At 65.2% G+C, this 15,509-nt stretch carries 9 protein-coding genes and 2 riboswitches; of the genes, 1 reads left to right on the top strand and 8 read right to left on the bottom strand.

Annotated features, from left to right (window positions below; genetic code table 11):
* Window positions 1–59: 59 nt before the first annotated feature.
* From D7S89_RS19720 to D7S89_RS19685, 8 genes are all read right to left on the bottom strand, one after another.
* Window positions 60–1,448: an L-serine ammonia-lyase gene (locus D7S89_RS19720; RefSeq protein ID WP_121280176.1), complete on the bottom strand. Its 1,389-nt coding sequence runs from the start codon at window positions 1,446–1,448 to the stop codon at window positions 60–62.
* A 42-nt stretch (window positions 1,449–1,490) separates the two neighbouring features.
* A complete protein-coding gene (locus tag D7S89_RS19715; protein ID WP_425470848.1) occupies window positions 1,491–2,624 on the bottom strand; it encodes an alginate lyase family protein in 1,134 nt (377 codons plus the stop codon).
* Between the two features lie 129 nt (window positions 2,625–2,753).
* Window positions 2,754–5,711 (bottom strand): aminomethyl-transferring glycine dehydrogenase, encoded by a 2,958-nt coding sequence (gcvP, locus tag D7S89_RS19710; protein ID WP_121280172.1) that lies wholly within the window; start codon window positions 5,709–5,711, stop codon window positions 2,754–2,756.
* 69 nt (window positions 5,712–5,780) lie between these two features.
* Complete coding sequence (gene gcvH, locus D7S89_RS19705) at window positions 5,781–6,161, bottom strand: glycine cleavage system protein GcvH (RefSeq protein ID WP_121280169.1); 381 nt, start codon at window positions 6,159–6,161, stop codon at window positions 5,781–5,783.
* A gap of 64 nt (window positions 6,162–6,225) precedes the next feature.
* Entirely contained in the window at window positions 6,226–7,344 is a 1,119-nt protein-coding gene (gene gcvT, locus D7S89_RS19700; protein ID WP_121280167.1) for a glycine cleavage system aminomethyltransferase GcvT, read from the bottom strand.
* Between the two features lie 98 nt (window positions 7,345–7,442).
* A riboswitch (glycine riboswitch) is annotated at window positions 7,443–7,599 on the bottom strand.
* A 15-nt stretch (window positions 7,600–7,614) separates the two neighbouring features.
* Window positions 7,615–7,727: riboswitch (glycine riboswitch) on the bottom strand.
* A gap of 235 nt (window positions 7,728–7,962) precedes the next feature.
* A complete protein-coding gene (locus D7S89_RS19695; protein WP_121280165.1) occupies window positions 7,963–8,289 on the bottom strand; it encodes a DUF1634 domain-containing protein in 327 nt (108 codons plus the stop codon).
* Window positions 8,286–9,179 carry a sulfite exporter TauE/SafE family protein gene (locus D7S89_RS19690; RefSeq protein WP_245983078.1) on the bottom strand — a complete coding sequence of 298 codons (894 nt, stop codon included), beginning with the start codon at window positions 9,177–9,179 and terminating at the stop codon, window positions 8,286–8,288. Before D7S89_RS19690 ends, D7S89_RS19695 begins: the two co-directional genes overlap by 4 nt.
* Entirely contained in the window at window positions 9,169–9,915 is a 747-nt protein-coding gene (locus tag D7S89_RS19685; RefSeq protein ID WP_121280158.1) for a GntR family transcriptional regulator, read from the bottom strand. Before D7S89_RS19685 ends, D7S89_RS19690 begins: the two co-directional genes overlap by 11 nt.
* Before the next feature lie 336 nt (window positions 9,916–10,251).
* On the opposite strand from D7S89_RS19685, the gene D7S89_RS19680 reads away from it, so the two are divergent.
* A complete protein-coding gene (locus D7S89_RS19680) occupies window positions 10,252–15,504 on the top strand; it encodes an alpha-2-macroglobulin family protein (RefSeq protein WP_121280154.1) in 5,253 nt (1,750 codons plus the stop codon).
* The last annotated feature ends 5 nt before the right edge of the window (window positions 15,505–15,509 follow it).

Here is a 15,509-nt window from a genome sequence, read left to right as displayed (position 1 = left end):
GCGCTACGTGAATTTGACGGGGATGCTCGCACGAATTCTTTGGCGCGCTCCCCACAGCCTCAACACTCGACGATATTGACCGCCAGCCCGCCGCGTGACGTTTCCTTGTACTTGGTCTTCATGTCGGCGCCCGTCTCGCGCATGGTCTTGATGACCGAATCGAGCGAGACGTAGTGGCTGCCGTCGCCGCGCAGCGCCATGCGCGCGGCGTTGACGGCCTTGACGGCCGCCATCGCGTTGCGCTCGATGCACGGAATCTGCACCATGCCGCCGACCGGATCGCACGTCAGACCGAGGTTGTGCTCCATGCCGATCTCGGCCGCATTCTCGACCTGCTTCGGCGTGCCGCCCATCACGGCCGCCAGCGCACCTGCCGCCATCGAGCAGGCCACGCCCACTTCACCCTGGCAGCCCACCTCGGCGCCCGAAATCGACGCGTTGAGCTTGTACAGAATGCCGATCGCGGCGGCGGTCATCAGGAAGTCGATGACGCCCTGCTCGGTCGCCCCCGGCGTAAAGCGCGTGTAGTAATGCAGCACAGCCGGGATGATGCCGGCTGCGCCATTGGTCGGCGCCGTGACGACGCGCCCGCCCGCCGCATTCTCCTCATTCACGGCGATCGCATAGAGATTGATCCAGTCGACCATCGAGAGCGGATCGCGCAGCGACTGCTCAGGGTTGCCCGATAGCGCGCGGTACAGCTGCGGCGCGCGGCGCTTGACCTGGAACGGGCCCGGCAGCGTACCGTCGGCGTCGGGGTTGCCGATGCCACAACCACGCGCGACGCACGACTGCATGACATTCCAGATCTTCAACAGGCCCGTGCGCGTTTCCTCTTCGGTATGCCAGGCACGCTCGTTCTCCGACATCAGCTGCGCGATCGTCTTGCCCGTGGCCTCGCACATCGCGAGCAGCTCGTTGCCGGTGCGGAACGGATGCGGCAGCTGATCGGCCGCCTGCAGCACCTTGGTGTTCGGCGCGCCGGCCGTCACGACGAAGCCGCCGCCGACCGACAGATACGTCGTCTCGCGGAGCGTGGCGCCGGCCGCGTCGAGTGCGCGCAGCTTGAGCCCGTTCGGATGCTCGGGTAACGCCTGACGATAGAACGCGATGTGTTCCTTCAGCACGAAGCCGATCTCGTGCTTGCCATTGAGCGCCAGACGCCGCGACGTGCGCACGGCCTCGAGCCGCGTCGCGATCGTTTCGGGGTCGACGGTGTCGGGTGCCTCGCCCATGAGGCCCAGCATCACGCCGCGATCGGTGCCGTGGCCCTTGCCGGTGGCGCCGAGCGAACCATACAGCTCAGCCTTGACGGCGGCCGTGCCGGCAAGCAGCGCGTCGCGCTCGAGCCCCTGCACGAACAGCAGCGCCGCGCGCATCGGTCCGACCGTATGCGAGCTCGACGGGCCGATGCCGATTTTGAAGAGATCGAAAACGCTGACTGCCATTGCTGCTACTCCAGAGAAATGAATTACGTAAGTAAGCTAAGCTTACCTCGCCGCCAGCGGCAAGCACACTGCCAGCCAAGGAGGCGGCGTCGGCGAGAGCCGCAGCGCGACCGGCGTGTAACGGCCCGACAGACGTGCGGCAAGATGAAACAGTTCGGCCGCGCTGCGCGGGTCCCATTGCCCCGAATAGCCCGGCAGGCCGGCATCGCGGCGCTTGGCGTCGAACGCCACGCTCGAATGCACGAATTCCTCATGCGTTTTCGCGCCCAGCGCGTACGGTGCGAGCCAGTCCAGCGCGCGCGCCAGCGTGGCCCCGTTCGCAGCGCGCTCGGTCAGCCAGTTGCGGTTGTGGCGGCGCGCAGCGAGCGCGGCCTCGACGAGCGGCTGCAAGTCGTAGGTCACGTAATGCAGCGCATCGCGCTCGGTGAAATCGAACGTCGTGCCGTCGGGCGCGACGTTGTTGCCGACCTGCTCGACGAACAGCCGCTGCGCCGCATTGATGAGCTTACGATCGTCGAGCGTGAATGCGGCCATGGCGACGAGCTTGACGCGATGGCTTTGCCAGTTGTTGCGATAGGTGCCCGCAAGCGGACGCGGCTCGCTGTCGATGCGCTGGACGTAGCCTTTCGCGAGCGTCGCGATCAGCGCGCTGGCCGCGTTGCGCGTCTTCACGGGCAGCGCGCTCGCCGTCATGTCGTAGGCGAGGATCAGGCCATCGAGATGCGTCTCGTCGATCGGATTGAAGCTCGGGCGATAGGTCGTGGCCCAGGCGAGCAGGAACCGGTCGACGAGCTTCAGGTAGCGGTCGTCGCCGGTCGCGCGCCACACGAGCGCGGCATCGCGCATGAGCTCGAGATCCTTCTCGGCTTCGACGCTCTGATCGTAGATGCCCTCATGCGGCAGCGTGCCTTCGGTGTGCAGCTGCTCGAGTGGCTTGGGTTGGTCGTTCAGGCGCGCAGCCACGCGCTTCATCAAACCCTCGACGCCCGGCGTCGCGTTCGTGCGCTCGCTCGTCTGCAAGGCCGGCGCCGCGCAGAAATTCATCGTCGCGTGCGCTGCACCGAACGGCGCCGCAGCGGCCGCGCACACGAGCAGCCAACGGGCGAGCGGCACACGTCCGACTCGACTCCGCGGCGTTTGCGCGCGCGGCACTCGCGCTGTCGTCGTTGGCTCCATTCGCACCATGCATCGCTCCTTCATTGGCTGATTCGCGGTGTGAGATGTTAGCCGGTATTGCTGCCGAACGACGCGTGTCTGGCCCACGCATGGCAGGCCAGACACGCGCATGCGAACGCGAGCCGAGAGTTAAGCGTAATCGGCGATGGGCACGCAGGAACAGAACAGATTGCGATCGCCATAGACGTTGTCCGCACGGCCGACGGGCGGCCAGTACTTACGCGCGACCAGCGAAGGCAGCGGATAAGCCGCCGTCTCGCGCGAGTACGCATGCGGCCATTCGTTCGCCGTCACGACGGCAGCCGTATGCGGCGCATGCTTGAGCGGGTTGTCTTCGCGATCGGCACGGCCTTCCTCGACGGCACGGATTTCCTCGCGGATCGCCACCATCGCCTCGATGAAGCGATCGAGCTCCTCCTTCGACTCCGACTCGGTAGGCTCGACCATCAGCGTGCCCGGCACCGGGAAGCTCATGGTCGGCGCGTGGAAGCCGTAGTCGGCGAGGCGCTTGGCCACGTCGTCGACGGTGATGCCGCTCACGTCCTTGATCGGCCGCAGGTCGAGAATGCACTCGTGCGCAACGAGTCCGCCCGGGCCCGAATACAGCACCGGGTAGTGCGGCGCGAGGCGCTTGGCCACGTAGTTCGCGTTGACGATCGCCGTTTCGGTCGCCGCCGTCAGGTTCTTCGCGCCCATCATCGCGATGTACATCCACGAGATCGGCAGAATCGATGCCGAGCCGTACGGCGCGGCAGAAACCGCGCCGATGCCGTTCTCGGCGCGGCGATAGCCCGACGACGTCTGATTCGGCAGGAACTGCGCGAGGTGCGGACCGACTGCCACGGGCCCGACACCGGGGCCGCCGCCGCCGTGCGGAATGCAGAACGTCTTGTGCAGATTCAGGTGCGAGACGTCGCCGCCGAACTGGCCCGGCGCCGTGAGACCGACCATCGCGTTCATGTTCGCGCCGTCGACGTACACCTGGCCGCCGTGCGCGTGCACGATCTCGCAGATCTCGCGCACGTTCTGTTCGAACACGCCGTGCGTCGACGGGTAGGTGATCATGATCGCCGCGAGCTTGTCCGAATGCTCGGCGGCCTTGGTCTTGAGGTCTTCGATGTCGACGTTGCCCTGCGCATCGCAGTCGACGACGACGACCTTCATGCCGGCCATATGCGCCGACGCCGGGTTCGTGCCGTGCGCGGAAGCCGGGATCAGGCAGATGTCGCGCTGGCTCTCGCCGCGCGAAGCATGGTAGGCGTGGATGATCAGCAAGCCCGCGTACTCGCCCTGCGAGCCCGCGTTCGGTTGCAGCGACACGGCCGCATAACCGGTGGCCGCCACCAGCATCTGCTCGAGCTGATCGATCATCTCGCGATAGCCGACGGTCTGCTCGGCAGGCGCGAACGGGTGGATCTGGCCGAACTCGGGCCACGTGACCGGCAGCATCTCCGACGTTGCGTTGAGCTTCATCGTGCACGAGCCGAGCGGAATCATCGAACGGTCGAGCGCAAGGTCTTTGTCCGAGAGGCTGCGCAGATAGCGCAGCATTTCGGTTTCCGAATGGTGACGGTTGAACACCGCGTGCTCGAGGAACGCGCTCGTGCGCACGAGCGATGCGGGCAGCGGCGTGGCCTCGACGTCGCCGCTTTCCGACGCGGCACGCTGGAGCGCCGTGTCGAGCACGTCGATGTGCGGCACGTCGATCGCGCCGGCCGCGTGCGCGAAGATCTTGAGCAGGTCGGCCAGATCGGCGCGCGTCGTCGTCTCGTCGACCGAGACGCCCACGCGCGTGTCGCCCGAGCGGCGCAGGTTGATGCGCAGGCTCTTCGCCACGTCGTGCACGGCAGCCGTGCGCGTGCCCGTTTCGATCGTCAGCGTGTCGAAGAACGTCTCGTTCGCGAGCGTGTAGCCGAGCTGCTTGAGGCCCGCCGCCAACAGCGCCGCGACGCGATGCACGCGCAGCGCGATGGTCTTCAGGCCATGCGGGCCGTGATAGACCGCGTACATGCTGGCCATGATCGCGAGCAGCGCCTGCGCCGTGCAGACGTTCGACGTGGCCTTTTCGCGGCGGATGTGCTGCTCGCGCGTTTGCAGCGCCAGGCGCAGCGCGTTGTTGCCCTGCGCGTCGACGGTGACGCCGACGAGCCGGCCCGGCATCTGCCGCTTGAATTCGTCGCGCACGGCCAGATACGCCGCGTGCGGGCCGCCGAAGCCGACCGGCACGCCGAAGCGCTGCGAGTTGCCGACGGCCACGTCGGCCCCCCATTCGCCAGGAGGCTGAAGCAGCGTCAGCGCGAGCAGATCGGCCGCCACGACCACATGGCCACCCGCCGCGTGCACGGCCTCGGTCAGCGCGCGATAGTCACGCACGTCGCCGTTCACGCCCGGATATTGCAGCAGCACGCCGAACGCGTTCGACGCGGCGGCTTCAGCCGCGGGGCCCACCTTGACCTCGATGCCGAGCGGCAGAGCGCGCGTGCGCACGACTTCGAGCGTCTGCGGCAGCACGTCGTCGGCTACGAAGAAGATGTCCGACTTCGGCTTGCCCACGCGTTGCAGCAGCGTCATCGCTTCGGCCGCGGCCGTCGCTTCGTCGAGCAGCGATGCGTTCGCGATCGCCAGCCCCGTGAGGTCGCCGATCATCTGCTGGAAGTTCAGCAGCGCTTCGAGACGGCCCTGCGAAATTTCGGGTTGGTACGGCGTGTAAGCCGTGTACCACGCGGGATTCTCGAGCACGTTGCGCAGGATGACGGCCGGCGTGTGCGTGTTGTAGTAGCCCTGTCCGATGTACGAGCGGAACACCTGGTTCTTGTTCGCGAGCTCGCGAAGTAGAGCCAATGCTTCGGCTTCGCTGCGTGCCTGCGCGAACGGCCCGAGCGGCAGCGTCTCGGTGCGGCGGATCGCCTGTGGGATCACTGCGTCGATCAACGCGGCGCGCGAGCCGAAGCCGAGGACGTCGAGCATCTTTTGCTGATCTGCGGCGTCCGGGCCGATGTGCCGCTCGGCGAAGGCGTCATGCACTTCGAGCGCGGCGAGCGAGAGAGGGGAGCGGTTCATCAGCGAATCCGGGTGGTCGAGCTTCATGATGGGCAGGGCATGGGGCGCGGCCTTGCGCGTGTTCGTGCGCGCAAAGCCGCGGCAAGGACAGGAAGGTCAGCCGACGAGTTTCTCGTAGGCAGCGGCGTCGAGCAGGCTATCGGTCGAGGCGCCGGCTGCGAGCTTGATCTTGAACAGCCACGTATCGTAGGCGTCGCTGTTGACCTCCTCGGGCGTGTCGACGGCGTCCGCATTGATTGCGACGATCTCGCCCGACACCGGCGAGTAGATGTCGGAAGCCGCCTTCACGGACTCGACGACGCCGATGGCATCGCCAGCCTTCACTTGCTTGCCGACTGGGGGCAGTTCGAGAAAGACGATATCGCCGAGCGTCGACTGTGCATGATCGGTGATACCGATCGTCAGCGTGCCGTCAGCTTCGGTGCGCACCCATTCGTGTTCATCGGTGTATTTCAGATCGGCCGGAACGTTGCTCATCAGATGCTCCTAAATAGTGAAAATATGTTGATCTTGATCTCAGAGGCGCGTGCGCTCGTATCGCTTAGACGGCCAGCACTTTGCCGTTGCGCACGAATGGCAGTTTTACCACGCTTGCAGGCAGCGACTTGTCGCGAATCTGGACGTGCACGACGTCACCCGGCACCACGCCTGCGGGCACGCGCGCGAACGCGATCGATTCCTGCATCGTCGGCGAGAACGTGCCGCTCGTGATTTCGCCTTCACCGTGCGGCGTCAGCACCTTCTGGTGCGCGCGCAGCACGCCGCCGGCCTTGCCGTTTTCCTTCTGCAGAATGAGACCGACGAATGCCTGTTTCGCGCCGGCCGCTTCGAGTGCGGCACGTCCGACGAACGCGCGCGGCGAGGCCAGATCGACGGTCCAGGCGAGACCGGCATCGAGCGGCGAGACGTCGTCGTCCATGTCCTGCCCGTACAGATTCATGCCAGCCTCGAGGCGCAACGTGTCACGCGCACCGAGCCCGCAGGGACGCACGCCGTTTTGTTGCAGCGCCTGCCACAACGCGGCGACATGCGTCGCGGGCACGATGATTTCGAAACCGTCTTCGCCCGTATAGCCCGTGCGCGCGATCGTCAGGTCGCCGAACAGCGTACCGTCCACACGCGCCGCGTTGAACGGCTTGAGCCCTTCGGTCGCGGCCTGCGCAGCCGGAACGGTCTGCCACACCTTGGCGCGCGCGTTCGGGCCTTGCACGGCGACGATCGCGAAATCGCGACGCGGCGTGATCGTGAGGCCGAATTGCTGTTCGGTGTTGAGGCGGTTGAACCATGCGATGTCTTTTTCCGCCGTGCCGGCATTCACGACCACGCGGAAGAAATCATCGGAGAAGAAGTAGACGATCAGATCGTCGATGACGCCGCCCTTTTCATTGAGCAGGCACGAGTAAAGCGCGCGGCCCGGCGTCTGCAGCTTGCCGACGTTGTTGGCGAGCGCGTATTCGAAGAACGCGCGCGTGCGCGGGCCCGAGAAATCGACGACGCACATGTGCGAGACGTCGAACATGCCGGCGTCGCCGCGCACCGCGTGGTGCTCGTCGATCTGCGAGCCGTAGTTGACGGGCATGTCCCAGCCGCCGAAGTCGACCATGCGCGCGTTGAGCGCGCGGTGCGTGGCATGCAGCGGGGTGTGTTTCAGTTCGGTCATAGGAGCCTCGGCGCGCTTAAGGTTTCGCGAAAACGAAAAAGGGTCATGCGACCGGCCCTCGCGCGAAGCTCCAGCGAGCGCGCGCGTCGATGCCATTGCTTGACCCCTCTGTCCTCGGTACCTGAGAGATTGCGCAGCCGGAACGGTTTTTCCGCTCCCTGCTTCGTGCGCGCGCCCCTTCGGTGGGCAGCTTGCCGTCACGGCCATGATGAAGGCTTCGTGAACGCGCTACTGCCGCTCTCCAGAGTGCGAAAAGCCGCTTGGAGGCTCTTCGACGCAGTCGGTCCTTTTGCCTGAGAGTTTGTGGGTGTGCCCCTTCGGCGGCGTTCGCGCCAGGGTTCGAAAAAACCTGGGCCACGGACGCGCTCTCCCGACGCGTGCGCGCAATTTACGCGAGCGTAGGGGGGTTGTCAAATCAGCGGCGGTAGCCGCAAACGCCCGCGCACGGGCGCTCCGAGGCGCGTTTTCGTCACTTGTAAACGAAGGGTGCACAGTAGGCTTGCGGGATGACGAAAGAAAGATCGTTTGATCGTTTGCGCGGCTGGCGCCAGGATCATTCCGCAACGGCCGAGGGACAGACCCGAAGCCATCTTTTCTCTTGACGGAGCCTCATCAACCTCACGCTGCGCCGATCATCGATCCGACGACCACGATCATCAACACCAGTCCGGTAATCGCGCTGAAACGATAGTCGCGTTGATGCAGGAAAACGCCCAGCATCAATATCAGGCGCACGACCGGGAGGAGGATGAAGAGCGCAACACCTGCAGTCATGACGTGGGGGCCGATGACAGCCGTCATGGAGAGCCGGTTGCGAGCCCAGGGGCCTAGCAGTGCCATTGCGAGGCCGGCGGCGACCGTACAGGAGGCCAGCCACGTGCCGTGGTGTAGAAGTCCGGCCAGCCGCCCTTCAAGCCCTGACGTATTGGCTGCGATGTGGCTCATGCCGAAGCTCCGAAAAGGCGGACACCCAATGCTTCGAGAAGCATCTGTACTGCAAGGACTGCGAGCACGATGACGAAAAGCACACGCAGTTTGTCGCTCGTTACCCGCATGAGGACACGAGCCCCGATCATCGCGCCCACGACTGACCCCAGCGCCACAGGCGCAGCGATGGCGGTCACGATTTCACCGCGCACGAAGTAGGCGCCGGCGCTGGCTGCCGCAGTCACGCCGATCATGAAATTCGACGTTGCGGAGGAAACCTTGATTGGCAGGCGCAATGCCGTATCCATTGCCGGGATCTTGAGGACGCCGCTACCGATGCCGAGTAACGCCGAAATCAGTCCGGCGCAATACATCAAGAACATGCCGAGCCCGATGCGATGCACGCGATATTCGATCTCGCGTCCGAGCGCATGATCCGGGTAGCGAGCATCCAGACATAACCAGGCACTCCACGGATCGATGCTCGCGGCGGTGGCGGCAGCGACAGGATCGGAACGCCTCGCAAGCATCTGCCATATCGACAGCATCAGGACCACAGCAAAAATGAAATAAAGCACGCGTACCGGAATGAGACCGCTCATCATGACGCCGCATAATGCCCCTAGCGTCGTGGCGGTTTCCAGAACGATCGCAAGCCGGACGTTGGTCAATCGACCACGAAGAAACGGTGCGGCACTACCACAGGAACACGCGATCACCGAAACGATGCTGGCACCAACCGCAATATGAATGTCGATGTGACCGAACACGGTCAGGATGGGCACGATGAAAATACCGCTTGCCATGCCCAGCATTCCACCTAGCGCGCTAGCCCCTAACGACACGGCAAACAGCCAGAGTATGTGACCTGTATCCATTGAAGAAGCCCACACCGCGCTATCGGCCATGCGGCTTGCGCCGGGTGAGATGGGTGACGAACTGGATCTGGTCGCCGCGGTAGTGCAATTTTTCGTAGTCGACGGGACGGCCCTGCTCGCTGTAGGACGTGCGCTCGATGAGAAAAATCGGGCTACCCACCTTGATCTCGAGTGCCCGGGCGACGATCTTATCTGCGGCGATCGCTTCGAGTTTGTACTCGGCCTCCCTGAGTGGCAGATCGTACTTCTGTTCAAGCAACGAAAAGATCGGCTCGACCTCCAGATCATTCTCGAGGATCTTCTCGCCGATGTCCTTCGGCAGCCATGTCTCGTCGAACGATAGCGGTGTCCCGTCGGCGATGCGTATGCGCTGAATGTGGACCACCGACGCACCTGCCTCGAGCGAGAGCTTGCGAGCGACCAGATCGCTCGCGTCTTCAATTTGCTTGCCGACCATCCGCGCCGTCGGATGGCGGCCATGCAAACGCATGTCCTCGACAAAGCCGCTCAGTTCGGTGAGTTCTTGCGTGAGGCGTGGTTGCGATACGAATGTGCCCTTACCTCGGCGGATTTCAATCAACCCTCGGGCGATCAAATTCTGTATGGCCTTCTGAAGGGTTGTCCGACTGATCCGAAAGGTTGCCAGCAAGCTGGTTTCATTAGGCAGTTGCGTTCCCGGCGGGTAAGTCCCGTCGGCAATACTGGCCATCAGGGCGGCTTCTACCTGCGCGTAAAGGGGAAGTTGGCTGTCGCGATTAGCACTCATGAAGACATCATGACGTCATGACGTCTTCATGTCAAGTCGCGGCCACGCCCTCGATGACGGTACTGCCGATGTCCAGGCATCGCCGAGCTTCGCCGCTTGTCCAGCGACTTCCTCAAATGGCGCACGGTGCATTCGCATTTCGCCAAATGGAGCGAGCCCGATTTTCGTAAATGGATGTCGTCTGCGAAGGTAAGCATAGGGTTGACCGTGCCACTCGGCATATCCCGATTTTGCATTTTCGTTTCTTCATAAAGCGATTGACCTGAATCGCTATGCTAAAGTCGGTCGCCAAATCCAATAACTTCAACGCTCGCCTGCCTGCTCCGGGGTGTTTCCATGAATAAACGCAATCGCCGTTCATTGGCCGTCATTGCTTTCCTTATCCTTTGCGCACTCGCCGCCTACGGTATCAATCGTTATTGGCACGGCGCGCACTCGCAAGGCGACGAAGCGAACTCGGACCCGAATACACCATTCACGCTCGTCGACGCGGCCAACCGCGAACTCGACGGACAGCCCGCGCTAGCGCTGACGTTCTCGCAGCCGCTCGATGCGCGCGCCGACTACGACAAGGTGATCCGCGTGTTCAAGATGCCCGCGGCGCCCGGCGCGAAGACGAAATCGAACAACGACGACGAGAGCGCCGATGCCGATAGCGCCCAAGGCGCCTCAGCGGCCAGCGAAGTCAGCACGTCGGAGAAGCTGACCGACCTGACCGGCGGCACGGCCGTGGCGGGCGCGTGGGTCGTCGGCGACAACCCGCGCGTGATCTACTTCCCGCACGTCGAACCGCTGCAGCGCTACGTCGTGCAGGTGCAAGACGCGCTCGAAGCCAAGGACGGCCGCAAGCTCGGCCGCGAAGTGCGCTACTCGATCAACACGCCGGCCGTCACGCCGGCCTACTACTTCGCGAGCCGCGGCATGGTGCTGCCGGCCAAGGAGTCGGGCGGCCTGCCGGTGGTGACCGTCAACGTGCCCGAGGTCGACGTGCAGTTCCTGCGCGTGCGGCCCGACCAGCTGCCGCGCTTCATGGACACGATGCTCGCGCACCGCCAGCCCAAGAAGGCCAGCGAGGACGGCGACGACGAAGCGGACAGCACGTCCAGCGACAATGGCGACGGCAACAACGACAACAACCTGCCCGACGATCTGCACGGGGCCGTCTCGCCCTGGTCGCTCGACCGGCTGCACAAGATGGCCGACAGCGTCTACCAAGGGCGCTTCCTGACCGAGCAACAGACCGACAAGCGCAGCGTCACGTACCTGCCGGTCGAGAGCATCAAGCCGCTGCAGGAGCCCGGCATCTACGTCGCCGTGATGTCGCGGCCCGGCCGCTTCGGCGAGGACTATCAGACCACCTACTACTACGTCAGCGATCTGGGGCTGCATCTGCGTCTGTTCGAGAAAAGCGCCGATGCATTCGTGAGCTCGCTGACCGACGGCAGCGCCGTCTCGGGCGTCGACCTCACGTGGGTCGACCGCCAGGGCAAGGTGCTCGCGCGTGGCCAGACCGATGGCGACGGCCATGCCGCGTTCGCGAAACAGCCCGCAGGCGCCGCGCTCGTGCTCGCGCAGAAGGGGCAGCAGATGTCGATGCTGGCCGTGCGCGAGGCCGCGCTCGATCTGTCCGAATACGACGTGACGGGCCTCAACTACAAGAGCGTGCGTCTGTTCGCATGGAGCGGCCGCGATCTGTACCGCCCTGGCGAGCGCTTCACGCTGTCGGTGCTCGCGCGCGATGCCGACGGCCGCCCCGTGCCGCCGCAGCCGATTCAGGCGACGCTGCGCCGCGCCGACGGCAAGACGCAGTTCGTCGCCATTTGGCAGCCGATGGCCGGCCACCCCGGCTATTACCAGCAGCAGATCACGCTGCCGACCGATGCACCGACCGGCTCGTGGACGCTCGAACTGCGCAACGACCCGGCCGACAAGCAGGCGAACACGACGCTACGCTTCGGCGTCGAAGAGTTCCTGCCCGAGCGGATGAAGCTCACGCTGGCCAATCCGCTCACGGCGCTCAAAGTCGACGAGCCGCTGCATATCGACGTGACGGGCACGTACCTCTATGGCGCGCCGGCCGCGGGCAACCGGCTGCTCGGCGTCGTCGAGTTCTCGCGCAATACGAACCCGTTCGACGCACGCTACCCGGGCTTCGAGTTCGGCGACGCCAACGATCAGTCGTTGCATGTGCGCCAGCAGCTCGATGAACAGCACCTCGACGACAACGGCCATCTCGGGCTCGACATTCCGCTCGACCCGGCGTCACCGACGCATTCGCCAGTGACCGTGCGCACGACGCTGAGCCTGCTCGAGTCGGGCGGGCGCCCCGTGGTGCGCAACCTCGAGCGCACAGTGTGGCCCGCACCCGTGCTGACTGCCGTGCGCCCGCTGTTCAACGGCGACTACGCGCCCGAAGACTCGCCGGCCGATTTCGAAGTGATCCGCGCCGACCAGCAGGGCAATCTGAAGGGCGCGAAGGGCCTACCTGTGCGGCTGTTCCGCGAGAACCGCGACTACTACTGGCGCTACGACGACCAGCGCGGCTGGAACTCCGGCTTCACCGAGACGGATGAGCTCGTCTATACGAGCAACGTCGACATCCCGGCCGGTGGCCGCGGCCATCTGCGCGTGCCCGTCAAATACGGCCGCTACCGCCTCGAGATCCTCGACACGGCGACTGACCAAAAGCAGATCTATCGCTTCTACGCGGGCTGGAGCGCGCAAAGCGACGAAGCCGCGGGCCAGCGCCCCGACCGCGTCGCGCTCAAGCTCGATCGCGACGCCTATCGCGGTGGCGATACCGCGCAGCTCACGATCACGCCGCCGCACGCGGGCACCGCGCTGATCACGGTCGACGGCGACCACACGCTGTGGACCAAGCGTGTATCGATCGACGGCGCGAGCCGCACCGTCGACGTTCCGGTCGACAAAGACTGGCAGCGTCATGACCTGTACATCTCGGTGATGGTGCTGCGGCCCGGCAACCAGGGCGATCTCGTCACGCCGGCGCGCGCACTGGGGTTGATCGCGCTGCCGCTCGCGCGCAACGAGCGCAAGCTCGACGTGGCGCTCGAAGCGCCCGAGCGCATGAAGTCGGAAACGACCGTCAAGATCAAGGTGAAGGTGCCATCGGCCAAGGGCCAGAGCGCATTGATGACGCTGTCGGCCGTCGACGTCGGCATCCTCAACATCACGCGCTACCCGGTACCCGATCCGTTCCAGTTCTTCTTCGGCAAGCTGCGCTACGGCGCCGACCTGCACGATATCTACGGCCGCCTGATCGAGAAGATGGCCGGCAAGAAGGGCAAGCTCAAGTGGGGCGGCGATACGTCGCCCAAAGCCACGCAGGATCTGCCGAAGAAGGTCAAGCTCGTCGACCTGTTCACCGGACCCGTCACGCTCGATGCAAACGGCGAGGCCGAGATTCCCGTGAAGCTGCCCGACTTCAACGGCACGCTGCGCTTGTCCACGGTGGTGGCGACAGCCGATCGCTTCGGCAGCCAAAGCAAGGAGATGGTCGTGGCCGCGCCTGTGATTGCCGAACTGGCCACGCCGCGCTATCTGAACTTCGGCGACCATTCGACGCTCGCGCTCGACCTGCAGAATCTCACCGGCAGCGCCGGGCAGTTCAAGGTCGAGGTCAAGGGCGACGACGGCCTCACCGTGCAAGGCGACGCACACGATGTCGCGCTGAAGTCACAGCAGAAGGTCACGCTGCGCTACAACGTCGACGCGGGCGAGCGCGCGGGGCTGCACACGATCGACGTGTCGGTGCAAGGCGCGGGCATCGCGCTTGCCCGCCACTACGCGCTCGAGGTCGAGGCGCCCACGCCGTCGACGCAACTCGTGCAGCGCTACACGATCGAGCCTGGTTCCACGCTGCAAATTCGTGATCCGGCCATCGCAGGGCTTTACCCGGGCTCGTTGGCCGCGCACCTGATGCTGTCGAACCAGCCGCCGATCGACGTGAAGGCCGCCGCGCAGTGGCTGCTCGAGTATCCGTATGGCTGCGCCGAGCAGACCGTCAGCAGCGCCTATCCGTGGCTCTATGTCGACGAAGCCACGGCCCGCCGCTACGGCATGAAGGTCTACACGCACGACGAGCGTGCGCAGCGCATCGACTTCGCGTTGGGCAAGCTCGGGGGCTATCAGTCGGCGCGCGGCGGCTTCACGCTGTGGGGCAACGGGCGCGACGATTTCTGGCTGTCGGCCTATGTGGCGGGCTTCCTGCAGGATGCGCGTGCACAAGGCTTCACCGTGCCCGACCGGCTCTACGGCAACACGATGAACTATCTGCTGCGGGCCTTGCAGGAAGGCAGCGCACAGATCGCGCCGCTGCCGACGCATGTGACGCCCGAGAACCTGCGTCAGCTCATCGACGACTTCGGCCGCAACAACCGCAACTATGAAGCGCTCGTGCAAGCGTCGTACGTGCTGGCGCGTGAACGCAAGGCGCCGCTCGCGACGCTGCGGCTGCTGTTCGAGCAACGCACCTACGCGAACTCGGGCCTCTCGCTCGTCGAACTCGGCATCGCGCTGCATCTGATGGGCGACCAGGCCCGCAGCCAGCAGGCCATCGCCGAAGGCGTGAAGAAGGAGCGTATGCCTGGCTACTGGTGGTGGGACTACGGCAGCAATTTGCGCGACACCGCGCTCGCCTATGTGCTGCTTGCGCGCGACAAGGTGCCGGCGCCCGATGGCGGCCTGCTGCTCGGCCGCGTGCAGAACGCGATGGCCGTGCGCGGACCGTGGTACTACAGCACGCAGGAACGGCTCGCGTTGTTCCGCCTCGGTCAGTTGCTGGCCAGCGGCGAACAGAAGCCGTGGCGCGCGACCGTCACGAGCGACGGCGCCACGCGCACGGTCGACAGTGCCGCCTCGCCGTTCACCGAAGTGACGGCCACCGAGTTCGCGCACGGTCTCACGATCGCGAATCCGTCGGACCAGCGCCTGTTCGTCGAGCTGTCGCTGAGCGGCAACCCCACGCAGACACCGACACCGCCCGCAGCGGACGCGCCACGCCTGACGATCACGCGCGAATACCTGCGCGCGAACGGCAGCCCGCTCGGCAACACGCCGTTGAAGGTCGGCGACACCGTGCTCGTGCATCTGCATGCCGATTCGGAGCACACGGTGACGGGCTCGGCACTCGTCGTCGACCGCGTGCCGGCCGGGCTCGAGATCGAGAATCAGAATCTCGTCCAGGGCGAAAGCGGCGAGGGCGTGAAGGTCGGCGGCACCGATGTGACCGAAGCAATGCAAAACGATCGCATCGTGCACGTCGAGTTCCGCGACGATCGCTTCGCGGCGGCCGTCAAGCTCGGCTGGGGCGGGATCGATCTGTTCTATCGCGCGCGCGTCGTGACGCCGGGTCAGTACACCGTGCCGCCCGTGCTTGCGCAGGACATGTACCGGCCCGAGGTGTTCGGCGTGCTCGATGCGCACACGAAGCTCGCGATCGTCGATGCGAATGCGAGCGCAGGTGCCGTGGCCGCCGCTACGGCAGCCGCTGCCGCGCCGGCTTCGAACGGTGCGGCAAGCGCAAGCGCCGCGGCATCGGCACCCGCCTCGGCAGCGGCGGCACACTGACGGAG

It is taken from the genome of Trinickia fusca, assembly GCF_003628145.1.
Lineage (GTDB): Bacteria > Pseudomonadota > Gammaproteobacteria > Burkholderiales > Burkholderiaceae > Trinickia > Trinickia fusca.
The sequence above is the reverse complement of the archived record's forward strand: the minus strand, read 5'-3'. Positions and strand labels throughout refer to the sequence as shown.